The following is a 21,594-nucleotide window of genomic DNA, read 5'->3' on the forward strand; positions in this document are numbered from 1 at the left end:
CACCAGCTGGACGACGCCCGCGGTGACCAGTCGACCACCGAGGTGCGACGTGTCAGCGGGCCGCTCGGTCACCGAGCCGATCCGTACTGCTCCCGACGTCGTCCGGCACGTGAGTCAGGATGTCGCCCACCTGGCAGCCGAGGACCTCGCAGATGGCGTCGAGTGCTGAGGCACTCACACCATCCTCCTGCGAAGAGGGGGCGGTGTCAGCCGGAGAGGGCAGCGCCCGAGAGCGGGTGGGTCAGTCGTCGTCGCTGTCGGGCGCGGGTGCCTGATCGGTGCTGGTGCTCGAGGTGGAGTCGGACCAGACGGCTTGTGCGCCGGAGTCGCCGATGCGGATGACGTCGATGGTCGCTCCGACGGAGATGGCGATCGCTGCGACGGCGAGCACGATTCCGACGAGGGGGCGGCGGGTGGTGGCGGCTCGGTCCTCGGTTCGTCGCGTGCGGCGGAACCAGAGCCACTGGACCAGGGCGACGAGGAACAGGCCGGCAGCCCAGGGGAGCAGGTGGTCGCCGAGCTCGGTGTGCTTCTCGAGGATCGCGGACGGCTCCGTCTGTCGTTCGAGCGCTTCACCGGCCTGCGTGGTGAGCGGGACGGCGATCAGCGCGGCGAGGGCGATGATCGGGGTGAGGATCCCGAACTTGCGGCGGGCGGCCGGCCAGAGGCTGCCGAGGATGAGCATCAGTGCGGCGAGGGGGAGCAGAACCACGACGGCGTGCACGAGGAGCGGGTGGAGGGGGAGGCCGTTGATCTGCCAGTCGTTCATCGGGGGCGCCTTCGGTCGAGAGGGGGGCTGTCCTCGTGACGCTAACGCGCCCCGCCCTGCGCGCTCTGCCGTTGGACGTGTTCGTGTGAGCCCTCGAACGATCACTCGCCCGTCCTCCGAGCCGACTCCCCGCTTCACCGCCGATATGCGAGGAGCCGACCGAGCGGAGTCAGGACGTGTGCCGGCTCGCCGGTGCGATCAGGCGGCGGAGCCGGTCGGTCACGAGAAGGGCACCGGCGGCGTCGATGGTGAGGACGTCGACGTCGAAGCGGTCGGTGACGGTGTCGAGCGTCCCGACGCCGCCGGCGAGGATCGCGGTCGCGAGGACGTCGGCGGTGACGATGTCCTCGGCGATCACGGACACCTGCACGAAGGGGACGTCACCGGGCTCGGCAGGTCGGCGCCAGACGTGCTCTCCGCGTTCGGCGGCCCCGGAGGTGGCGATCGCGCGGCGACCGTCGCCGAGGGGGACGATGCAGAGCAGCGCCTGCCGGTCGCCGGGATCCACGATCCCGATCGTCCAGCTGTCGGCGGGCGAGGTGAGGACGTCTCCCCCGACATCGAGGAGCCATTCGCCGTCGCCGAGCAGCCGGGCCGCGTGCGCCATGGTGGTCGCTTTGACGGTTCCGGCGAGGTCGATGACCCCGTCGGGCCGGTGCGGGGTGAAGGCGCCGTCCGTCGCCGTTCGCCAGTGCAGCGATTCGGTGTAGGCGGTCCGCATCTGCTCGGACGCGGCCGTCAGCGCGAGCTCGCCGCGGGCGATCCGGGACGCCTCCGACTCCGGCCGGTACAGGCTGAAGCGGGCGTCGGCGTCGGCGAAGACGGCTTCGACGTCGCCGACCGGGGTGTCGTCGGCGGCGCGCAGGCTGACGACGGTGCCCATCGTCGTGAACGTGTGCACGGTCAGAGTCCGGCCTGGTCGATCGCCGATTGCAGGGAGGTGAGGTACCCGTCGCTGGTGTAGGTCGCTCCGCTGACCGCCTGCACGTTCGCGGACTGGGCGGCGAGGACTTCTTGACGCAGGATCGGCGCGGCCCGGTGCGAGATCGACACGGACCGGCCGTCCTTGTCCGTGAGGTGCACGGCCGTGACGTCGGTGATCTGCCCGCCGGCGACGGTGATCGCGACCTGCACAGCGCCGAAGCGAGTCGGAACAGATGAGCCGGTCCACGTGCCGTCGGCCGAGGCGGACGGGCTCGCAGTGGCCGTCGAGCTCGTACCGGCCGACGGGTCGGTGGGCGCGCCGGCGGAGGGCGTCGTCGAGGCGGGGGCGCCGGCCGGGGTCGGCGTGGTCACCGCGGGAGCCGCTCCTTCCGTGGCTGTGGTGGCGCTCGTCCCGGTGGCGAGCGGGGAACCGGTGGCGCCGGCTGATCCCATCTGCCAGCCGCCGACGAGGACGGCGAGGGAGGCGAGGACGCTGGCGACTGCTGCTCGTGTTCTCACCAGTCGAACCTCTCCACGTGGATCTGCCGGTCGGGCAGGCCTGCCGCTCGCGCGTCGCGGACGACGAGGTCGGCCCAGGCGGTGGGACCGCAGACGAACAGGTCGGAGTCGAGCAGGCCCGGCAGCGCCGAGGCGAGCGTCACACCGCGGGCGACGGACTCGGCGGACATCCACGTCGCGAGCCCTGCGGGCCGCCGGCCGATCATCCCGAACAGTGCGCCGTGGCTGCTGCGGACCAGTGTCTGTGTCTCGTCCCAGAGGTAGGTCTGGGAGTCGTCGGTGGCGCGCAGCAGGACGGTGGCCTCGCCGGGGCGCAGGCCGCCGTGCTCGAGGAGCGCTCGAGCGGGGGTGATGCCGATGCCGGCGGCGATGATCGCGAGGCGCGGGGCGGTGCGGGCGACGTCGGTGAAGATCCCGTAAGGGCCCTCGATCGAGACCGCAGTCCCGGAGCGCAGTCGTGCGAGCCGGTCGGTCCCGGCTCCGAGTGCGCGGACGGTGATCCGCGCGCGAGTGTCGGTCGGGACGGCGGAGAAGGAGATCGGGTGGGCGTGCCACCAGGTGCCGTGGCTCCAGAACCGCCAGATCGCGTACTGCCCGCCGATCACGCCGAGGCGGGAGAGGTCGCGGCCGGAGAGGTGGATGGAGAAGACGCCGGGGGCGATCGTCTCGACGGCCTCGACCTGGATCCGGTGCCGCAGGGTGGCGAGTACGGGCACCGCGAACCGGAACCTGGCGATCGCTCCGAACGCCAGGACGTAGAGGGCGAGCCAGTAGACGCGCTGCGGGGTGCTCCCGGCGAGGACCTGGCCGGCGGAGAGCTGGTGGGGGACGGCGACGAGGACCGCCGCGTAGCTGAGGAGGTGGATCGCGTGCCACGCCTCGTACGCGAAGCGGCGGCGCACGGCGACGAGGGAGGTGACGACGACGAGCACCAGCAGGGTGCTGCCGAGCAGCGCCAGGAGCATGTCGGCGCCGGAGTACAGAGCGAGTGTCTCGTTCCACAGCGTCAGCCCGTCGGTGAGGGCGTAGCCGACGGTGAGCAGGGCACCGTGCCCGAGGATCAGAGACAGGGCGGGCTTGCCGAGGCGACGGTGCAGCGCCATCGCGGTGTCCTGGCCGAAGGTGCGATCGATCCAGGGGATCCGGGCGGCGAGGACGAGCATGACCAGGATCAGGTCGGTGCCGACGAGGCCGGCGACGATCCCTGCGGCCGTGAGAGCTCCGGCGATATCGGTGGCCTCCGCGGGCCCGCCGGCTGCGAGGTAGAGCGCGATGGCGAGGGCGACCGAGACCCAGCTGGCGGTGACGAGCGCGTCCGCGGAACGCAGGCGCCGACGCAGGGATCGCTCGCGGTCGGCCTGCGACCGCCGCAGCGTGGTCGGCGCGTGGGGTGCGGGTGCGTTGGTCGGTCGGATCGTGGTGCTCACGGCGGCGCCCTCCGGTCGGTGTCGCATGCGCCGACCTCGGGTTTCCGGGGGCGCGCTCCTACCGTCGCGGGGGAGTCTTGGTGTCGACTATGAGGGATGCGTGCCGATTCCCCGCCGGAGCCCGATTCGTGTTCGAGGTCTCACATGTCACCGCTCGGGCAGCACGACCGTCACCCTCACTCCGGCGGGTCGACAGTTCTCGATGGTGACCGATCCGTCCGCGGTGTCAACGAGAGCTGCGACGAGGGCGAGCCCGAGCCCGCTGCCGCCGTCGCGGCTGGTGCGCGCCTCGTCGGGTCGAGAGAAGCGTTCGAACGCGTGCGGCACGAACTCCTCCGGGATGCCGTGCCCAGTGTCCCGGACGCTCAGCTCGAGGGTGGAATCGTGCTGCTCGAGGAGGAGGGTGATGCGTCCGGCAGGAGGTGTTGCGGCGATCGCATTCGCGCCGAGATTGTCGAGGATCCGCGAGAACGCGCTCACCGAGAGCGGGTAGGGCGCGTCGGCGCGCTCGATCGCGGTATCGAGCTCGATGTCGGGGCCGGTGCCGCCGGTGATCGTCCTCAGCCGGTCGACGGAGTCCATCAGCTCGGTCTCCAGCTCGCTCGCCGTCGCGCGCGCGGTGACGGGCGGGGCGGCGTCCAGCCGGGAGAGCTCCAGGAGGTTCGTCGCCAGGCGGGACAGGCGGGCGAGGGACCCCTCGGCGGCGCGAATCTCTTCTTCGAGGGCGTCCGCGTCGCCGAAGTGCCGGTGCGCGAGTTCGAGCTGGGTGATGACGACTGCCAGCGGCGTGCGGATCTCGTGGCTTGCCGCGGACACCATCTGCCGCTCCCGATCGGCGGTGTCCCGCGTCCGAGCGATGAACGCGTTCAACGTCTCCGCCAGATCCGACAGCTCATCAGTCGCCGGGCCTACGGGAAGCTCGCCGCCGTGCCGGTCGCCGAGCGACGCGGCGGTGCGGCGCATCCGCTCGACCGGACGCAGGGCGGCGCCGGTGAGCAGCCATGCGGCGAGGGCGGACAGGATCACGAGGGCCGCGGCGCTGACGAGCAGCGTCCGGTCCAGGGCCGCGACGGTCAGGTCGCTGCCGGCGCCGCTGCGAGCCGCCCACAGCTCCCACGTGCCCGCACTCGTGTCCAGGGTCCGGGAGACGATCGTGAACCGGACGTCCTCGTCGGTCATCACCGTCGAGGTGCCGTCGCTGCCGGTGCTGCGCTCCAGAACCTCGTGGACGTCGTGCGGCATCGTATCGACGGGGACCGCTCCGCCGGGAGCGCGCGCGAAGATCAGGATCCCCTCGGCCGGAGGGTCGGGGGTCTCGGTCGGGTCCGATCCCAGATCGGCGAGATACGGGGCGAGGTCGCCCTCGGCGAGGGTCACCTCGGACGCGACGACGATGCTGCGGAACTGCCCGTGCAGCACGAGGGTGATCACGCCGACCCCGATCAGCGCGACGAGGAGGCTGCCGAGGGTGATCCGGGAGCGGATCGACAGGGAGCGCAGCAGCCTCACTCGGCGCGCTCCAGCCGGTATCCGGCGCCGCGGACGGTCGTGATCCGGAGGCCTGTGTCGGCGAGGGCGAGCTTCTTGCGGAGGTAGCTGACGTACTGATCCACGAGGGTCGGCTCGAACGTCTCCGTAGACCCCCACACTTCGGCGAGGATCTCCGTCCGGGTCAGTACCTCATCGAGATGCACGGCGAAGAAGCGCAGCAGCGTGAGCTCCTTGACACTCAGCGCGAAGGGACGCTCTCGGACCGTCGCGCGCACGGACAGGGCATCCAGGCGCAGCGCTCCGATCTGGACCACTGGCTGCGGGCCGCTGGCTCGGCGCCGGATCTGTGCGCGGATCCGGGCGCTCAGCTCGCCGAAGTGGAACGGCTTGGTGACATAGTCGTCGGCGCCCGAGTCCAGCCCGAAGATCCGGTCCTCGACGGCGTCCCGCGCCGTGATCAGCACGACCGGGACGGTGCTGCCCGACTCCCGCATCCGTCGGCAGACCTCGAACCCGGTCATCCCTGGCAGCATCACGTCGACGACGGCGACATCGACGTCTCCCGCGGTGAAGGCGATCAGCGCGTCGACGCCGTTGTCGACGAGCTGCACGTCGTAGCCGTCCTCCCGCAGTCCCCGCTCGACGAGGGCACCCATCTGCGGGTCGTCCTCGACGACGAGGATCCGGGACATCAGACTGCGCCGGACGTGCCGAGCAGCAGGCCGATCAGGAACGTCGCCGCGAGGGCCAGAGCGCCGCCGACGACGATGCGGATCATCGGGCGCAGAGCCGGGCTGCCGCCGACCCGTGCGCTGATGTATCCGGTCGCGGCGAGGGCGATCAGCACCACGGCGAAGGTCACCGGAACCCTCCAGTCCGGCGGAGGGAGCAGGATCGCCAGCAGCGGCAGCACGGCTCCCAGGAGGAACGCCAGCGCCGAGGCGCCGGCGGCGGCGAGCGGGCTGGCGACCGCTTCCTCGTTCAATCCGAGCTCCGCTTCCAGATGTGCGGTCAGAGCGTCGTTCTCGGTCAGCTCGCGGGCGACCTGATGCGCTGTCTCCGGGGTCAGGCCACGCGCTCGATAGAGCCAGGCGAGTTCTTCGAGCTCCCCGTCGGGATCCTCGGCCAGCTCGACCCGCTCCTTCGCGATCAGTGCGCGCTGGCTGTCGCTCTGGCTGCTCACCGACACGTACTCGCCGAGCGCCATCGAGATCGCACCGCCGACGACCCCTGCGACGCCCGCCGTCAGGATCGGTGCCGTGGCGGTCGTCGCTCCGGCGACACCCACGACGAGAGCGGCGACCGAGACGATGCCGTCGTTCGCGCCGAGCACGCCCGCTCGCAACCAGTTCAGCCGCCCTGAAATCGCGCTGTCGTGCGGTTCCGCGCGGGGCGAGGAGGGCTGAGGCGTGAATGGGGTCGACATGAGGGCCATGCAAGCACCCACCCCTCGGTAGCGCTAGCCAGGCGAGCCTGCCCGATCCCGTCAGTGCTGCACCGGCTGGGAAGAGACGAAGGGGAGAGGCAGAGCCCAGCGCCGGCCGGGAGTTAACCCATGCAGTCAGGGTGACACGGACCCCCGTCATTCGCACTCGGACAGAGTCATCGATGGTGCAGAGCCCCAGTCGAAGCGGCGATCTGCACACCTCGGTGGGCGAGGAGATGCGGACGGTGCCGGCGGGCTGACCGCTGTCAGCCGGTCTGCTGCGGGTCATCAGGAAGCCCGACGGCTCCTAGGCTGACCCGATGAGTTCCCCGGCACTGACCCGCCCTTTCGTGGGTGTAGAGCGCATCGCCGTCGGTGCAGCCGCGGTCGCGGTGATCCTCCACACCTACGCGCTGAGCATCGCGGCCGGCGACCCGAATCCGTTCGACTACTTCGGCTACTTCACGAACCAGACCAGCCTCCTCGCGAGCGCGGTGCTCATCGTCGCCGGATCGGTCGCGCTCGCCCGCCGTCCGACGCCGGTGTGGCTGAGCTACGTCCGCGGCGCGGCGACGGCCTACTCGATCGTCGTCGCCGTGATCTACAACACCCTCGTACCCGGTACCGGGACGGCTCCGCCCTGGGTCAGCGCCGTCCTGCACGTGGTGCTCCCCGCGCTCGTCCTCCTCGACTGGATCGTCGTCGCCGACCGCGGACCGCTCTCCTGGCGCCGGCTGTGGGTGGTCCTGCCCTACCCGATCGTCTGGGTCGTCGTCGTGCTCGTCCGCGGAGCGACCGACGGGTGGGTGCCCTACGGCTTTCTGCTCCCCGAGAACGGGACGCTCTCGCTCGTCCTGCACGTCGCCGGGCTGACCTGCGCGGTGCTCCTCGCGGGCGCGCTCGTCTGGGCACTGAGCCGACGCCGCAGATCGGCCGGTTGATGTCCTGTCCTCCGTCGCCGTGGATCATGAGGCGTGCTGATTCCCGACGTCGGGCGCGTCACCTCTCGTGCGCCGCGGCTCGGCCGCAGCGGGCTCTGATCACGCGCGACACGAGATCGATGACCAGCAACCCCGACATCAGTTCAGTCTCGCGAACCCGAGCGCCTTGTGCGCGTCCCGTATGGGGATCGTCGAGCGATCACCTAAACGCCTTGGACCGACGCACGCCGCATCGCGACGGCGGGACGATAGAACCCCTGGGAGCCGCCGTCTCTCACCATTCGTCGCCCAGCTTGCGGAGCCGGTTGTCCTCCGGCAGGGTCTGGCGCGAGAAGTCGTGCAGAACGTCGGACGACGCCGTTTCCTGTCCGTCGCGTTCAGCTCGTCGGATGGCCGCGAGGACGACGCATGTCACAGCCACGATCAACGCCGCAGCAGTCGTCAACGTCATCCATGTCGGCTGAACGGTCGAACCGTCCGAGCACAGCGGGTTCCAGAGGAACCCCTCTCCGGTCAGGCTGCCTCCGCCGCGGGTCCGGCACGTCTCGCTCGGGTCCCACATGTAGATGGAGGCAACCGCTCCCATGACGGCTGCGAGACCGCCGAAGACCAAGGCGAGAACGACGGGCGTCGCTGCACTCGGTCGCGGGGGCTCTCCAACGGTCATCGGGACATCATGCACTGCACTTCACGGGATCGATCAAGAACCGGAACAACAGAGGCGGCTGCGAGCGCCCCGCAGGGAGGTCATCGCGCAGCGACACTTCACCGACACGCAGAATCTCGTCCGAAGGGAAGCGGAACGGGTTGAGGGAGAGCAGGTCATCCGCCGTCATCCCCGCTCCTCCCTTTCTCGTGAGGTTGGGGCGACCGGATGGAGTGGCCGCGGTTCCCTCAGGGGCCACAGCGCATTGCTCGTGGCCGGGCTCGTGGATGAGCCCAGAGAGCGCGGACGCCCTTTCGTCGTCGCGGGAGCGACGATCGCGGCTGCAGCCGTTCTCTGCGCTCCCGTGTACGACGCCGGTCTAGCCGTCCTCCGGACCGAGGGGGACGTGCCGACAGCTGCTCTCGGTGCGCCCGCCCGACGCGATGATCCCGAACAGCTGTCGAGCCAGCTCGGAACGACGCCGCAAGCGCGCATCAGCTACGGGCAGCGGTATGTCTTCGCGAAGTCGGTTGCCGTGAACTGCCTTCCCTCGGTCATGGAGTTCAGTGACGGGCAGATGTCGTTGTTGTGCGCCGCCGCTACGAAGGGGGTCGCTGCTTGTGGGACGCAGCCGTAGTCCTGGTCGGGCTGGTCGAGGATGCGCAGCTGACCCGTCTCCCCGGCGGCGAGGTGAAGATCGGACCAGGAGCAGGACCAGGTGAGTGAGGCTCCGGTGTCGTTGGTGATGCTGACGTAGTGGGAAGGGCCATGCACTCCGAACAGCAGATCACCTACCCACAGAACCGCGGCCGCCACTACGGCTAGAGCGCCCAGCGCGATCGACAGTCTCACCGACCGTCGTTGGCGGGGTGGCGTCTGCCGGTCCGGCGAGAGCCCGCTCGGATCCCAACTGTCCAGACCTTCACCCACGGCGTCTCCCCTCAATGGGCGAGAAACGGCCTCGACGGCTGCCCAGCTCGAGTCCGCCCACGGGAGAAGAGTAGGCGTGATGCGGCTCTCACCACGAGGAGCTACCGGCTCGCGACCGAGAGCGTCCGCAAGGCGTTCGTTCACAGACGCATTGCGGGACCGGCGATGTTCGTTCGTGAAGTTTGAGACGAAACCGTGCTCTGAGGGCATTCACTACTGAGGGGGTGATGTCGGATGGTCGGTGCTGCTGAGGTGACGCTGGTAAATCGTCTTCGCGGCGGTGACCCTTCGGCGCTGGATGCTCTCTTCCGGATGCACGGCCGCGCGGTCTACCGGGCCGCGGGAAGCTTCCTCGCGGACGCCGGTCATGCCGAGGACGTCGTGCAGGAGAGCTTCTTCCTGCTCTGGCAGCGCCGCTCGGGCGTGCGCATCGTGGGGGAGTCGGTGCTGCCCTGGCTGCTGGTCACGGTACGCAACCTCAGCTTCTCGACCAACCGCCGCGAGCAGCGCCGACGCCACCTGCCCCTCTCCGACGACACCGCCTCTCGCGGCGTCGACGCGGAGACGAGCGACCGGCTGCTCGACGTGCGGCGTCTGGTCGAGCAGATGAGCGCGACGGACCGGGCGATCTGGACGGCGTGCATCGAGGACGACCTCAGCTACAGCGATGCCGCTCGCTCCCTCGGCCTGTCCCACGGGACTGTCCGCAACCGCCTCTCGCGGGTGCGGACATCACTGGCGAGAACCCTGACGGAACGGACAGAAGACCATGGACGATCCTGACCTGAGCGACGAGCAGCTCGAGCGCATCAGCGCACGCCTCGCGCACCGCATCCGCCGCCGCCGACGTCTCGGCCAGGCCGCGGCGGTGACGCTCGCCGGCATCGCCGGCGCCGTCCTCAGCGCGGCAGTCCTCACGGCGGTGACGACCGAGCGCGGCACTCCGGTCGCAGCGCCCGTCACCTGCTGGGAACCGGACGGACAGGGCGTTGCCCTGTCGGGCGAGATCCAGACACCCGCAGAACACTCCACTGCGTCGCTCGCCGCGGCGTGCGCTGCGCTCGCGGGCACCAACGGAGACGGAACGGACGCCGCCCTGTTCTCCCTAGCAGGAACTCAGGTGTGCGAGGAGGGCGCCCGAATCGTCATCTTCACGAACCTGACCACCAAAGTCGACTGCACCAACCCGCCCACGACCCGGACCGGAGTCGACCAGTGACCTTCAGACGCACGAGAACCCTCGCCCTCAGTACCCTCTGCCTCTCCGCGGCGCTCCTCGCCAGTGGATGCGCGACGAGCGCCAGCAGCCCCGGGTCGCCGTCGACGGCGCAGCTGCCGGGTGAACTGCTCAGCGCCGAAGACGCGACCAAGCCCGTCTACGAGACCACCGCTGTCATCGGCGATCAAGGATCAGGCGGATGGCTGCTCGATCACCCCGTCAGCCTTCGCATCACCGGCACCGACGGCCGGTCGCAGCTCAGCGTCGACGGTCCCTGCAACACGCTCACCTACGACCTCCAGTCCGCCGGCCTGCAGACCTCCGTATGGGTGGTCACCGGAGGCCCCGCGACGACGTACGTCGGCTGCCTCGACGCCGCCGACGAACGAGAGCAGTGGCTCATGGACGTGCTGGGCGCCGAGGACGTCAGCCTTACCCAGACCTCCACGACGATGCGCATCCGCTCCGGCCCCGTCACCATCGACGCCACCGCCAGCACGACCCCCATCTCCACCGAGACGCCTGCCGAACCAACAGAGATGACGGAGTCCCTGACACCCACCGTCCCGACGGAGGGCCCACCGGGCACCCCCATCGCCACCGCCGCCTCTGAGGGGCCGATCATCGACGTCCAGCAGCTGACGAACCCGGCGCTCGACCTGGCCAACGGCACCGGAGTCCAGCTCTCGACGCTCAGTGCGGAGGAGAAGAAGCAGTACCCGATCTACGCGGTCGGAACCACGTACGAGGAGCTCGCCGCTTATGACCCCGCTCTCGCGGACCACTACTGGGTCGCACAGGACGAGCCGGTCTGGGCGCTGACCGTGCACGCGCCCGCGGAGAGAACAGACGTGCCCTATGGCTTCGACCTCCATCGGGTGGACGTCTTCACCGCCGTCTACGACGGGATCAGCGGAGAGCTCCTGACGTCACAGGGCGATGTCGACCTCGCGTCTCTCGGTGCGCCCGGCGAGCTGATCACCGCCGGATAGATCCTTAGTTACCGTCCGTATGGGAATCCCCAAACGGGACGCCAGAGGCGATGCGGATGAGGCGAAGCGCGCGATTGCTTGGTGGCGCGCTCGCTACGCTCACGTGATGGTCGGCCTCTCGCAGTGGCGCCGGCGAGCTGACGCTCGCCGTTCGCGCCGCGCCCGGTTCCGGGTTCTGCTCGCTGAGGTTTGTGGTGAGTGCTCGCACCCCTGGGTGGAGCACCTCGCGGACGCCGGCCTGGTCGGCAGCCCCGTGTGCTCGGAGTGCGTCTACGAGCTCGAGCATGGGTTCAGTAGCGGACCGATTTGTCACCGACCGGTTCCGATCGATGTGTTGAGTCGCGCTGATGCCGCTGCGGCGGCGGCAGGGCAGGGCCGCAGTGATCAATTGGTCGGAGGAGGCCGGATTCGGGTCGCAAAAGAAGACCGTGACGCCTCTTCGATCGCGACCCTGCGCGAAGCGACAGCCGCTCTCTTCTTCGGGCTGGTCCAGCCCAGAGATGTGATCGCTCTGGCGGCAGATCTTCTCGCAGCGGGGAGTGACGGCGTGTCCCTCGTCGCACTCGCGTCTCTCTACTCCAGCGCCACTCCCGCCGACGTCTTCGACCTCAGCTTCGCGGCACTCATCGAGGCGGGCGCGCGACCGCTAGATCGGGACGGGGAAGAGATCCCGCTTCTCGCGCTGCGCGTCGCATGCCTCCGGTTGCTCGACGGGGACTGGGATCTCCGCTCCTTCTCCTCCTGGGTGCACGACCGCATTGGCCACGAAGGACCGGCAGCTGCGCAGCCCCTTGTCGAGGTCGATGACGAGCTCGACGCACGAGGCATCGGAGCCGGCGAGCGATACCGCCAGAAGGTCCTTCGACTCGCCGCCACCTTCCTCGCTGACACAGAAGGACCGGCGAGCGAGGACCACTAGCGAATCCGTCCGGTGCACGATCGTCAACCGGTCAGTTCCGAGGGCTGGTGTCACCCCAGAGGTCTGTGGGTAAGCACGGCGGCCGGGTCGGGAGACCCGTAACCGAACTCCCCACCAGTGGCTTACCTCACCCGGGTAGGTCCGCGGTGCGTGCTGGCACCGGGGACGTCCCAGGAGGACAGGAGGCCGAGCATCGAGCGCTTGTCCTCGAGGTCGGGGTTCCGGGTCAGGAGGAGGTGCAGATTTCGGACGATGAGGTCGAAGTGCTCTCCCTCGGTCCGCCCTCCGGGGCGGGAGCGAGACGACGCCTCGGCTGGCCAGAGCGAGTCGGTGCCGAGCATCATCTTGACTGGGTACACGCTGACGCCAACCTGCACAGTGACGGGGTAGTAGGAGTTCGTGACGTCCTGTCGTCTCGGTGGGGCCGCGAAGCTCACGAATTCTGCTGCGGGTGCGTCGTATGTGAAGCCGCTCGCGGTCCACAGCTCGAACATCCAGTCGGTCCACAGCGCTACGTCGTCGGGGACGCCCTCGACGTTCGAGTCGCGCTCCATACTGCAGAACAAGGTCCACATGTCGAGTCCCGTGAAGCCGACCATCTTCTCCACGAAAGCTCGCAGGGCGCGGTCAGCCGTCTCGGCGTCGTAGAGCAAGCTGATGTCGTCAGTCACGAGCGCTCCTCTTTCTTTTTGGTCAACGTGGATGGGCGTGGCCAGGCGAGTACGGCTCAAGGGAGTCCCACGGGCTGTTGCTGCTGGTGCGAGTGGTTTGGCCTACTTTGCCCAGCGACGAAGGCGGCGCAGCGTCTTGGGATCTGCGCGCACGATGCCGACGTCCCGATGGAACCGGAATCGAGGGGGAGCATCGACCAGCTCCAGTGCGGCGCGTGCCGAGTGCTGGATCGTGTCGGAGTCGCCTGTTGATCGCCGCCGACGGGCGAGCTCGCGGCCGCACTGCCCCGAGGACGCCGCGCGGCTCGTCGGGTGGAGTCGCGCGACGCTCTACCGCCACCAGGCCAATGCCTCCCGATGGGCGGCTACGGGGCGCCCGGACAATTTGAGCTAGTCCGGCCAGCGACAGGCGCTGCTACGCCTGAATTGACTCTGACTCATAGAAGGGTTTCGGGGGATCCTATTCCGACCGCACCCGCGCCGTGAACCGGCTGCGCGCCATCCTGGTCCACTACTTCCCGTCGCTGGAGGGAGCATTCAACTACGCGACGACCAGGGGACCGCTGGTACTGCTCACCCGGTACGCGACGCCTGGAGCGATCCGGCGGATGGGGGAGAGCAGGTTGGCGGCATGGTTGAAGGGGCAGGGCTGCTGGAAGTCCACGGCGGTGGCCAAAGTCGCGGTCGATGCCGCGCGCGAGCAGACCTCGACCGTGACTGGGGAGGCGGCTGCGGCTCGGCTGGTGAGCCGGTCTGCGCACGACCTGCTGCGCATCCGGGACGAGCTGGCCGACCTCGAGGCGGAAATGGATGCCGTGCTTCAGGGCAGTCCTTCTGCGGAGCTCTTGGTTTCGACTCCTGGATTCGGCCGAAGGCTTGCAGCAGACTTCCTCGCCGCGACCGGCGCCGACCTCGCCGCGTTCGAGACGCCCGACCGCCTGGCCAGCTTCGCGGGCCTCGCTCCTGTGCCTCGTGACTCCGGGAAGATCTCCGGCAACCACCACCGGCCCCGCCGCTACGACCGACGTCTGCTGAACGCCTGCTTCCAGGCGGCATTCATAGCCTCGAGAAACTGCCCAGTCTCTCGCTCGTTCTACGAACGCAAGCGACAGGAAGGCAAGTCTCACAAGCAAGCACTGATCGCTCTCGCTCGGCGACGAATCAACGTGATCTGGGCGATGTTCCGTGACCAGACCCGTTACAGCCCTCCACCCACAGACCCCTCCGGTTCCGCATCACTGAAGCTGCGGGCCTTGCCTCCGCTCAAGCCCCCGGTCGTCGCGCCGGGTGGTTCTCCACGCTGACGCCGCAACGACGCGCGGTGCGCTATGCCGTCGATGCACGAAACCGACGCGAACATCGGTGAGATGCAAGGAATTCGAGGCGAAAACAGGTCGAAAGCCGTTGTGTGGATGTACAGCGGTTCACGGCGGCGAGCCAGCTTCAATGGCAGCGTCAATTTCTAAGGTAAGCCTCACCAAACTTCCGGTGAAAGGTGATGCTGCGTGCTTTCGAATTATCTGATCGCTCTTCGGGAGGGCCTCGAAGCGGGCATCGTTGCCGGCATCCTGATCGCCGCGCTGACGAAAACCGGCCGCCGGCACCTGATCCCTGCATTGTGGCTCGGCGTCGCTTTCGCGATCGCCGTCTCGCTCGGAGTTGGCGCGGCGCTGACGTGGGGTCCGTACGGTCTCAGTTTTCAGGCGAAGGAGATCCTCGGTGGGACGCTGTCGGTCCTGTCGGTGGCTTTGGTGACATGGATGATCTTCTGGATGGCGCGCAACGCCCGCACCCTGAAGGGCGATCTCGAGGGACGAGTAGCGATCGCGGGCGGTGCTCTCGGGGTCGCGGTCCTCGGCTTCGTGAGCGTCGCGCGCGAGGGCGTCGAGACGGCACTCTTCCTGTGGGCGGCCGTGTCCTCGAATCAAGACGCTGGAGCCGCGGCGTGGGGCGCGGTCCTCGGTATGCTCACGGCGGCGGTCCTCGCCGTCGTCCTGTCGCTCGGCTTCGTCCGGATCGATCTGGGCCGCTTCTTCGCATGGACTGGATGGTTCCTGGTGATCGTCGCGGCGGGCGTGCTCGGCTACGCCGTGCACGATTTCCAGGAGGCCGGCCTCATCCCCGGAGAGGGGAATGCGCTGTTCGACATGTCGTCGCTCATCCCGCCGACGAGCTGGTACGGGGTCGTCCTGGCAGGAATCTTCAACGTCGCGCCCGATCCCAGCGCCGCCCGCTTCGCCGCCTGGCTCGGGTACCTCGTCGTGGTCGGGACGCTCTTCGGTGCGCAGCTACTGCGCCGGAGTGCTCCTCGTCCGGTCGTCGTCGGGGTAACGGGATAGAGCCGGCCTCGACACTTCGGTGTCCGAGGCGGAAGGGCGTCGACCGGCTGGACGCAGAACGCCCCCGGCGTCCCAGCGTCCCAGGGAGGGAAGCGGGGCACCGGGGGCGGTTCGTGGAAGAGGAGGTCTCTCGCTCCGACCTCTCTACTTCCCGGTCAGGGTGGTCAGCAGTGTCCGGATGCTCGTCGTCTCGGCGGCCGGGTCGGGGCTGCCGGCGCGGACGGAGGAGAGAACGGGGTCGATCTGCTGGTCGACGTAGGTCCACGTCTGGCAGTTCGCGGCGCTCAGTGCGGGCTCCGCGTCGTCCCAGGCGGTCTCGAGGTCGGTGGCGCGGGCTTTCGCGCCGGCCTGATCGCCGCTGGTGACGAGGGCGAGGGTGTCGGCGGTGATCGTCTGGAAGTTCTGCACGTCGGCGGAGGGGAAGTCGGTCTGAACGGATGCCTTCGCGTCAGCTGCGGACAGCGTTCCCGACGCATCGCAGGCCGGGGCTGCGCCTTCCGGTGCCGGAGTGGTGTGCGGCTGGCTGTTCGTGAAGGCGAGCAGACCGACGACAGCGACGGCGAGGACCGCGAACGCGACGAGCGAGCGTCGCTCCCGAGCGACGGGCGGGGTGTGGTGCTCGGCCGCGCCCTTGTCGACGTCGGCCTTGCTGAGGGAGAGGTACACGACCGTTGCGAGGATCGCGAGCAGGAAGACGATGCTGGTGACGAAGGTGCCGAGCCCGAGGCCCTGCTCGTCGGGGGAGAGGCCGAGCCAGTCGCCGATGTTGGCGCCGAGGGGGCGAGTGAGGATGTAGGCGATCCAGAACGCGAGGACGGGGTTCGCTCCGTAGCGCCAGAGGCCCGTGACGATGGCGATCAGGGCGAGGGGCAGGAGGATCGAGACGCCAGGGCCCCAGCCGGTGAGCTCGAGAGTCCAGTCGCCGAGGGCGGTGCCGAGCGCGAAGGTGACCAGGACGGTGACCCAATAGAACGCCTCCCGCGGGGTGGTGTCGATGCTGTGGATCGAGAGGGTGCGCTCCTCCGAATACCAGACGCCGAACACGATCACGAGCAGCAGCGAGAAGACGAGGGAGCTGGCCCAGAGAGGCACTCCGAGCTGGTCGGTGAGGATGTCGGTGAGCAGGGTGCCGGTGACGCTCATCACCACGACAGTCAGCCAGTACGCGGCGGGCACGTAGCGTCGCAGCCGCATCTGCACGGCGAGCACGACCGCGGTGACGATGATGAAGATCACAGCCGTCGCGATGAGGCCGACGCCGAGGACCATGTTGATCCAGTCGGCGAAGCTCTCACCGACCGTGGTGCAGAGGATCTTGATTATCCAGAACCAGATCGTGACCTCGGGGACCTTGCTGAGCAGCCGCCGGCCGCGGGACGGTGCTGCCGTCGTTGAGATGTCCATGCCCGCAGAGTCCCAGCCGGGACGTGGGCGGCGGCTCGGGATGCGCCGTGCTGCGTTGTGTTTGCTCACAACGACCCGAAGCTCCGCGGTTCGACCAGGTCGGTACCGAGCCGATGGGCTCAGGTTCTGTGCTTTCACAACGGATGCGGGGGAATCCTCCGCACCCGGAGCCCGCGCATTCGTAGCGTGGACTCCTCCGGCGTGCTGCGCGCCGAGCGAGGAGGACGGCACTGATGCCGAACAGCGGACCCCCGGCCGATGGTGCGATCGCCTATCGGGCGGCGCGACGCTGGCCGCTGATCTCGGCGGGCCTCGCGGTGCTGCTCACGTGACTTCTGGCCGCGCTGATCTTCTACCGGGAGCACGACAAGCCGTTCGGGTTCGACACCGCGTGGATGAACGAGATCATCGAGCACCGGTCGACGTTCTGGTTGGTGCCGTCGCTGGTGATGAACAGCCTCGGCGGCGGGATCGTCGGCACGATCGTGATTCCGCTCGTCGTGTTCGTGGGGCTGCTGGTCTGGCGGGGTCGGTGGGCGGCGACGTACTTCGCGATCGCCGCGCCGCTGAGCGGGCTGCTGGTGCAGATCCTCAAGAACGCTGTCGGTCGTCCGCGGCCGCTGGAGATCCTCGTGAACGCCGACTTCGGCTCGTTCCCCTCCGGCCACAGCGCGAACGCCGCCACGACCGCGATGGTCCTCGCGATCGTCTTCCCGCTGTGGTGGGTCCGCATCGCCGGAGCCCTTTACACGGTGGCGATGATGCTCAGCCGCACCTACCTCGGTGCGCACTGGATCTCCGACACCGTCGGCGGGCTGCTCCTGGGCGCCGGGGTGGCGTTGATCGTCTGGGCGCCGCTCGCGGTCAGGCTGCACACCGAACGTGCTGCATCACCGTCGTTCCGTTGGCGGCGCTTCTCCGGGCACCGTCCGACCAGATGACGGCGGAAGGCAGCGGGCAGCGCTGCCGGTGAGCGGGTCGCTGTGCGCTTGTTCAACGGACCCGGCGAAGCCCCCAGCCCCGGGTGCCGCAGACTGCCCGACCATGGCGGCATGACGCATCTCACCGATCAGCGCCGCCGTCCGCTCCCTCGGATCCGCTCCCGCCTCCTCGCCGGCCGCTACGCCGCCTCGACGGTGCCCGAGGCGACGGCGCTGTTCTGGGTCCTCAAGGTGCTGACGACGGGGATGGGCGAGACGGCGTCGGACTTCCTCGCGACCGCGTTCGACCCGGTGATCGTTGTCGGAGTGACCGGGCTCGCGTTCCTCGCCGCGCTGGCGCTGCAGTTCGCAGCCCGCCGGTACGTCCCCTGGGTGTACTGGCTGGCGGTGCTGATGGTGAGTGTCTTCGGCACGATGGCCGCCGACGTGCTGCACGTGGTCGCCGGTGTCCCGTACCTCGTCTCCACCTTCGGGTTCGCGGTGGCTCTCGCGGCGGTCTTCCCCGTGTGGTGGCGGGTGGAGCGGACGCTGTCGATCCACTCGATCACGACGCCGCGCCGGGCCGCGTTCTACTGGCTCGCCGTCTCGGGGACGTTCGCACTCGGCACCGCAGCGGGCGACCTGACCGCGTCGACCCTCGGCTTCGGCTACCTGCCCTCCGCCGTCCTGTTCGCGGCGATCATCGCGATCCCCGCTCTCGCACACCGGTTCACGGGGCGGAACGCGGTCCTCGCGTTCTGGGCCGCCTACGTCGTCACGCGACCGCTCGGCGCCTCGGTCTGCGACTGGCTCGCGGATCCCGTCGCCCAGAAGGGCCTGGGCCTGGGCACCGGCCCGGTCACGCTCGCGGCCCTCGCGGTGTTCCTGCTGCTGGTCGCGGTGATCGCGCTCCGCCGACCGCGCGCGGCCGTCACGGCGACCCCCTGAGCGCTGGGCTCAGGCGTCGCGTCCGGCGCGGTTCTTCTGCCGCCAGTAGGTGAGGGCGATGCCGGCGAGGCTGAGAACGACGATGCCGACGAGGACGATGTCGATGTACTTCCCCACGAAGTCCGCGACGCCGGGGATCTGCCCGAGGAAGAAGCCGAGGAGGATCACGCCGGTGGACCAGACGGCGGCGCCGAGTGCGTTGAAGCCGACGAAGTGGCCGTAGTGCATCTTCCCGACGCCCGCGGCGACGGGGGCGAAGGTGCGCACGACCGGCACGAAGCGGGCGATGGTGACCGCCCAGCCGCCGAACCGGTCGAAGAACGACTGGGTGCGGGCGACGCTCGAGCGGCTGAAGAGCCCGCTGTCCTTGCGCTCGAAGATCCGCGGCCCGCTCGCGCGGCCGATGACGAACCCGAGCTGGTCGCCCAGGAACGCGGCGGCGGCGACCATCAGGATCACCAGCGGCACCGGCAGGGAGATCACGCCGGTCGCGACGAAGACACCGGTGAAGAAGAGGAGGGTGTCACCGGGGAGGAAGAACCCGATCAGCAGGCCCGTCTCGACGAAGGCGATCAGGCAGACCAGGGCGATCGCCCAGGGGCCGGCGCCGTCGAGGAGGGATTGGGGGTCGATCATCGGTTCTCCTTGCGAGAGGTCGGGTGGGGCTGCGTCGCGGGGATGCGGACGTCGACACCGAGGCCGTGGGGGGCGAGGTTGCGGAGTCGGAGCTCGCCGCCGGCGGCGCGGCTGAGACCGGCGACGATCGCGAGCCCGAGGCCGGCGCCGCCGTCGCGGGAGCGGGCGGCATCCGGGCGGGTGAAACGGTCAGTCGCGACCGCGAGGAACGCGTCAGGAACGCCCGGGCCGTCGTCGTCGACGGAGAGGACGATCTCTTCGGCGCGCTCGACGAGGGTCGCGCTGACGCTGCCGCCGTCGGGCGTCGCAGTGACGGCGTTCGCGAGCAGGTTGTCCAGGATCCGGCCGAAATCGGTCGGGGAGATCGGGTACCGGGCGGCGACGATCGAGGCGGGGGCGACGAAGTCGATCGCGAGGTCCCGCTCGCGGGCGAGCATCCGGGCGCGGTCGACGCTGTCGGCTACCTCCTCCCGCAGAGCCGCCGAGGAGGCGTCGCCGGTAGCGATGCCCGCGTCGATCCTCGACAGGATCAGCAGCCCGTCCGTCAGGGACTGCAGGCGGTCGATCGAGCGGCGCGCGTCGACGACATCGGCGTAGAGAGCCGCCGGATCGTCGCGGACCCGCTCAGCGAGCTCGAGCCGGGTGCGCAGCGCGGCGAGCGGGGTGCGCAGCTCGTGGCTCGCGTCGGCGACGAGCCGCCGCTCCCCGTCCGCCGACTCCCGCAGGTCCGCGATCAGCGCGTTCAGGGTCGAGGCGAGGTCGGAGAGCTCGTCGCGGGCGGGCCCGACCGGGAGCAGCTCGGTGGAGCGTCCCTGGCGCAGCCGGTCGGCGATCGCGCGCATCCTGCCGACGGGGCGCAGCGCGAGGCCGACCAGGACCCAGGACGTCACAGCGAACGCGACGAACAGGATCGCGAGGGCGATCAGGAGCGTCGTGCTGACGCCGCCGACGACGGCCTCGGCGGTGTCGCGGCTCTCCTCGATCAGCGCCTGCGACGCTCCCGAGCGGACCAGCTCGATCGTGGAGGCATCGAGGATGTGATCGAGCTGCTCGCGCACGACGACCGCGACGATCCCGAAGAACAGCATCGCGACCAGCAGGCTCGACACCGTGATCCGCACCCGGATCGACAGGGACCGCCAGCTCACGGCGTCACCCCGAGGCGATAGCCCGCACCCCGTCGGGTGAGGATCTCGACCGACGCCCCGGCCGCGGCCAGCTTGCGGCGGAGGTAGCTGATGTACTGCTCCGCGATGTTGTGGTCCACGAACTCCGCCGACCCCCACACCTCGAGCAGGATCTCCTCCCGCGGCACGAAGTCCCCGGCGCGCGCCGCGAGCGCGCGGAGGACGCCGAACTCCTTGGGGCTCAGAGGCAGGACGGCGCCGTCGACCGTCGCGGCGTGCGCGTAGGGGTCGACGCGCAGATTTCCCAGCACGACCGGTGCCCGGTTCGTGAGGTGCTCTCTGCGAATCATGGCTCGTAGGCGAGCGGAGAGCTCCTCGAAGTGGAACGGCTTGGCGAGGTAGTCGTCGGCGCCTGCGTCGAGGCCGAACACGCGGTCCTGCAGGGCGTCGCGGGCGGTGAGCATGATCACCGGGAGCGTGGCGCCGGTCGCGCGCAGGTGCCGGCAGATTTCGAAGCCGCTCATTCCGGGGAGCATCACGTCGAGAACTGCGGCGGCGTAGTCCGCGTCGCGCGCCGCGTTCAGCGCGTCGACCCCGTTCGAGAACAGGGCGACGTCGTAGCCGTCGCCGGTAAGACCCCGCTTGATGAGCTCGCCCATCTCGACGTCGTCTTCGACGACCATCACCGCGTCACGCATCCCGGCCTCCTACGGTCATGCTCGCACCCGTGGCGCGGCGGAACCGGCCTACTCCGCGGAGATATGCGGCTTCTCAGCGGTACGCACTGCATACAAAGGCAGCACGTGCGGCCCGATCGAGCAGCACGTTCCTGGTGCGCAGACGATCTCGGATGCGGGCACCGACATGGACGCCGACCTCCGGTCGACGCGGTGCTGTGCGCTGCGCGCATTTTGCCTGGAAGCCTTCGGCAGCGTACGGGCCTCCGGCGTCCACGCAAGCCGCTGCGCGGCCGGCTCCTCCGAGGTTCTCGACACGCGGTCGCTGCGCTCCCTCCCATCGCGCCGACAACCTCTCCTCCGCCTCCCTCCGGGTTGCGCTCCCACCTCCGACCCTGCTCGGCACTACGTGCCTTCCAGGCAAAAAAACGCTGGGAGAGAACGAAGAACAGGCGAGCCAGACCACCCCCGCTGGCTTGACAAATCTGATTGAGAATCACGGCAAAAAAACGATGAGGAAGAGGAAGAACATGCAGCAGATCACCACCGTCAGCACCTTCGTCCCGGCCGCGAACGAGGACGGGATGCAGAGCCAGTTGCGCCGGATCGCCGAGCGCGACGTCGACCTCTCAGGTCTGGCACGCAACGGGTGGGCGCTGGCACACACCG

General features: G+C 69.3%; 25 protein-coding genes. 9 read left to right on the top strand and 16 right to left on the bottom strand.

Going from position 1 to position 21,594, the window contains the following annotated elements:
* Window positions 1-52 precede the first annotated feature (52 nt).
* The 8 genes from C5C82_RS18260 to C5C82_RS11065 form a co-directional block, all read right to left on the bottom strand.
* Window positions 53-178 carry a helix-turn-helix transcriptional regulator gene (locus C5C82_RS18260; RefSeq protein ID WP_181065426.1) on the bottom strand — a complete coding sequence of 42 codons (126 nt, stop codon included), beginning with the start codon at window positions 176-178 and terminating at the stop codon, window positions 53-55.
* 63 nt (window positions 179-241) lie between these two features.
* Window positions 242-769, bottom strand: coding sequence for a DUF2231 domain-containing protein (locus C5C82_RS11035; RefSeq protein WP_104226519.1), 528 nt, complete (start codon window positions 767-769; stop codon window positions 242-244).
* A 169-nt stretch (window positions 770-938) separates the two neighbouring features.
* Window positions 939-1,670, bottom strand: a complete 732-nt coding sequence (locus C5C82_RS11040) for an FAD:protein FMN transferase (protein ID WP_258066080.1) — start codon at window positions 1,668-1,670, stop codon at window positions 939-941.
* 2 nt (window positions 1,671-1,672) lie between these two features.
* Window positions 1,673-2,212 carry an FMN-binding protein gene (locus C5C82_RS11045; protein WP_258059424.1) on the bottom strand — a complete coding sequence of 180 codons (540 nt, stop codon included), beginning with the start codon at window positions 2,210-2,212 and terminating at the stop codon, window positions 1,673-1,675.
* A complete protein-coding gene (locus C5C82_RS11050) occupies window positions 2,209-3,639 on the bottom strand; it encodes a ferredoxin reductase family protein (protein ID WP_258066082.1) in 1,431 nt (476 codons plus the stop codon). The genes C5C82_RS11045 and C5C82_RS11050 overlap by 4 nt, the downstream gene beginning before the upstream one ends.
* A gap of 147 nt (window positions 3,640-3,786) precedes the next feature.
* Entirely contained in the window at window positions 3,787-5,148 is a 1,362-nt protein-coding gene (locus C5C82_RS11055; protein ID WP_104226517.1) for a cell wall metabolism sensor histidine kinase WalK, read from the bottom strand.
* Window positions 5,145-5,822: a response regulator transcription factor gene (locus C5C82_RS11060; RefSeq protein WP_104226516.1), complete on the bottom strand. Its 678-nt coding sequence runs from the start codon at window positions 5,820-5,822 to the stop codon at window positions 5,145-5,147. The genes C5C82_RS11055 and C5C82_RS11060 overlap by 4 nt, the downstream gene beginning before the upstream one ends.
* Window positions 5,822-6,556 (bottom strand): VIT1/CCC1 transporter family protein, encoded by a 735-nt coding sequence (locus C5C82_RS11065; RefSeq protein WP_258063407.1) that lies wholly within the window; start codon window positions 6,554-6,556, stop codon window positions 5,822-5,824. Before C5C82_RS11065 ends, C5C82_RS11060 begins: the two co-directional genes overlap by 1 nt.
* A gap of 320 nt (window positions 6,557-6,876) precedes the next feature.
* Between C5C82_RS11065 and C5C82_RS11070 the strand changes: the two genes are divergently transcribed.
* Entirely contained in the window at window positions 6,877-7,497 is a 621-nt protein-coding gene (locus C5C82_RS11070; protein ID WP_104355084.1) for a Pr6Pr family membrane protein, read from the top strand.
* 274 nt (window positions 7,498-7,771) lie between these two features.
* Here C5C82_RS11070 and C5C82_RS11075 read toward each other — a convergent pair whose 3' ends face one another.
* From C5C82_RS11075 to C5C82_RS11080, 3 genes are all read right to left on the bottom strand, one after another.
* Entirely contained in the window at window positions 7,772-8,164 is a 393-nt protein-coding gene (locus tag C5C82_RS11075; RefSeq protein ID WP_104250836.1) for a hypothetical protein, read from the bottom strand.
* Between the two features lie 7 nt (window positions 8,165-8,171).
* Window positions 8,172-8,333: a hypothetical protein gene (locus C5C82_RS17595; RefSeq protein ID WP_181068051.1), complete on the bottom strand. Its 162-nt coding sequence runs from the start codon at window positions 8,331-8,333 to the stop codon at window positions 8,172-8,174.
* A gap of 308 nt (window positions 8,334-8,641) precedes the next feature.
* Window positions 8,642-8,917, bottom strand: a complete 276-nt coding sequence (locus C5C82_RS11080) for a hypothetical protein (protein ID WP_146076568.1) — start codon at window positions 8,915-8,917, stop codon at window positions 8,642-8,644.
* A gap of 390 nt (window positions 8,918-9,307) precedes the next feature.
* Here C5C82_RS11080 and C5C82_RS11085 point away from each other — a divergent pair, with 390 nt between their 5' ends.
* The 4 genes from C5C82_RS11085 to C5C82_RS11100 all read left to right on the top strand — a co-directional run bounded on the left by C5C82_RS11085 (window position 9,308) and on the right by C5C82_RS11100 (window position 12,203).
* The gene (locus tag C5C82_RS11085; protein WP_104308041.1) at window positions 9,308-9,856 is read left to right on the top strand and encodes an RNA polymerase sigma factor; all 549 of its coding nucleotides are present in this window, start codon (window positions 9,308-9,310) and stop codon (window positions 9,854-9,856) included.
* The gene (locus C5C82_RS11090) at window positions 9,843-10,292 is read left to right on the top strand and encodes a hypothetical protein (protein ID WP_104355085.1); all 450 of its coding nucleotides are present in this window, start codon (window positions 9,843-9,845) and stop codon (window positions 10,290-10,292) included. The genes C5C82_RS11085 and C5C82_RS11090 overlap by 14 nt, the downstream gene beginning before the upstream one ends.
* Entirely contained in the window at window positions 10,289-11,284 is a 996-nt protein-coding gene (locus C5C82_RS11095) for a hypothetical protein (protein WP_104226510.1), read from the top strand. The genes C5C82_RS11090 and C5C82_RS11095 overlap by 4 nt, the downstream gene beginning before the upstream one ends.
* Before the next feature lie 106 nt (window positions 11,285-11,390).
* The gene (locus C5C82_RS11100) at window positions 11,391-12,203 is read left to right on the top strand and encodes a hypothetical protein (RefSeq protein ID WP_146082074.1); all 813 of its coding nucleotides are present in this window, start codon (window positions 11,391-11,393) and stop codon (window positions 12,201-12,203) included.
* 122 nt (window positions 12,204-12,325) lie between these two features.
* Here C5C82_RS11100 and C5C82_RS11105 read toward each other — a convergent pair whose 3' ends face one another.
* Window positions 12,326-12,874 carry a hypothetical protein gene (locus C5C82_RS11105; RefSeq protein WP_104355068.1) on the bottom strand — a complete coding sequence of 183 codons (549 nt, stop codon included), beginning with the start codon at window positions 12,872-12,874 and terminating at the stop codon, window positions 12,326-12,328.
* 482 nt (window positions 12,875-13,356) lie between these two features.
* Here C5C82_RS11105 and C5C82_RS11110 point away from each other — a divergent pair, with 482 nt between their 5' ends.
* Together C5C82_RS11110 and efeU are read left to right on the top strand one after the other, a co-directional pair.
* Window positions 13,357-14,178, top strand: coding sequence for a transposase (locus C5C82_RS11110; RefSeq protein WP_104355067.1), 822 nt, complete (start codon window positions 13,357-13,359; stop codon window positions 14,176-14,178).
* A gap of 201 nt (window positions 14,179-14,379) precedes the next feature.
* The gene (efeU, locus tag C5C82_RS11115; protein ID WP_104355086.1) at window positions 14,380-15,213 is read left to right on the top strand and encodes an iron uptake transporter permease EfeU; all 834 of its coding nucleotides are present in this window, start codon (window positions 14,380-14,382) and stop codon (window positions 15,211-15,213) included.
* A gap of 144 nt (window positions 15,214-15,357) precedes the next feature.
* Here efeU and C5C82_RS11120 read toward each other — a convergent pair whose 3' ends face one another.
* Window positions 15,358-16,617 carry a hypothetical protein gene (locus tag C5C82_RS11120; protein ID WP_104355087.1) on the bottom strand — a complete coding sequence of 420 codons (1,260 nt, stop codon included), beginning with the start codon at window positions 16,615-16,617 and terminating at the stop codon, window positions 15,358-15,360.
* 395 nt (window positions 16,618-17,012) lie between these two features.
* Between C5C82_RS11120 and C5C82_RS11125 the strand changes: the two genes are divergently transcribed.
* Together C5C82_RS11125 and C5C82_RS11130 are read left to right on the top strand one after the other, a co-directional pair.
* The gene (locus C5C82_RS11125) at window positions 17,013-17,558 is read left to right on the top strand and encodes a phosphatase PAP2 family protein (RefSeq protein ID WP_219814838.1); all 546 of its coding nucleotides are present in this window, start codon (window positions 17,013-17,015) and stop codon (window positions 17,556-17,558) included.
* Window positions 17,559-17,669: 111 nt separating this feature from the next.
* Window positions 17,670-18,485 (top strand): hypothetical protein, encoded by an 816-nt coding sequence (locus C5C82_RS11130; protein ID WP_104355088.1) that lies wholly within the window; start codon window positions 17,670-17,672, stop codon window positions 18,483-18,485.
* Window positions 18,486-18,494: 9 nt separating this feature from the next.
* Here C5C82_RS11130 and C5C82_RS11135 read toward each other — a convergent pair whose 3' ends face one another.
* The 3 genes from C5C82_RS11135 to C5C82_RS11145 are packed head-to-tail and all read right to left on the bottom strand — an operon-like array spanning window position 18,495 to window position 20,946.
* The gene (locus C5C82_RS11135) at window positions 18,495-19,121 is read right to left on the bottom strand and encodes a DedA family protein (protein ID WP_104226507.1); all 627 of its coding nucleotides are present in this window, start codon (window positions 19,119-19,121) and stop codon (window positions 18,495-18,497) included.
* On the bottom strand, window positions 19,118-20,269 hold the full coding sequence (locus tag C5C82_RS11140; protein WP_104355089.1) for a HAMP domain-containing sensor histidine kinase: 1,152 nt from the start codon (window positions 20,267-20,269) through the stop codon (window positions 19,118-19,120). The genes C5C82_RS11135 and C5C82_RS11140 overlap by 4 nt, the downstream gene beginning before the upstream one ends.
* Window positions 20,266-20,946: a response regulator transcription factor gene (locus C5C82_RS11145; protein WP_104355061.1), complete on the bottom strand. Its 681-nt coding sequence runs from the start codon at window positions 20,944-20,946 to the stop codon at window positions 20,266-20,268. Before C5C82_RS11145 ends, C5C82_RS11140 begins: the two co-directional genes overlap by 4 nt.
* Between the last annotated feature and the right edge of the window lie 648 nt (window positions 20,947-21,594).

The organism is Rathayibacter sp. AY1D5, from assembly GCF_002932515.1.
GTDB lineage: Bacteria > Actinomycetota > Actinomycetes > Actinomycetales > Microbacteriaceae > Rathayibacter.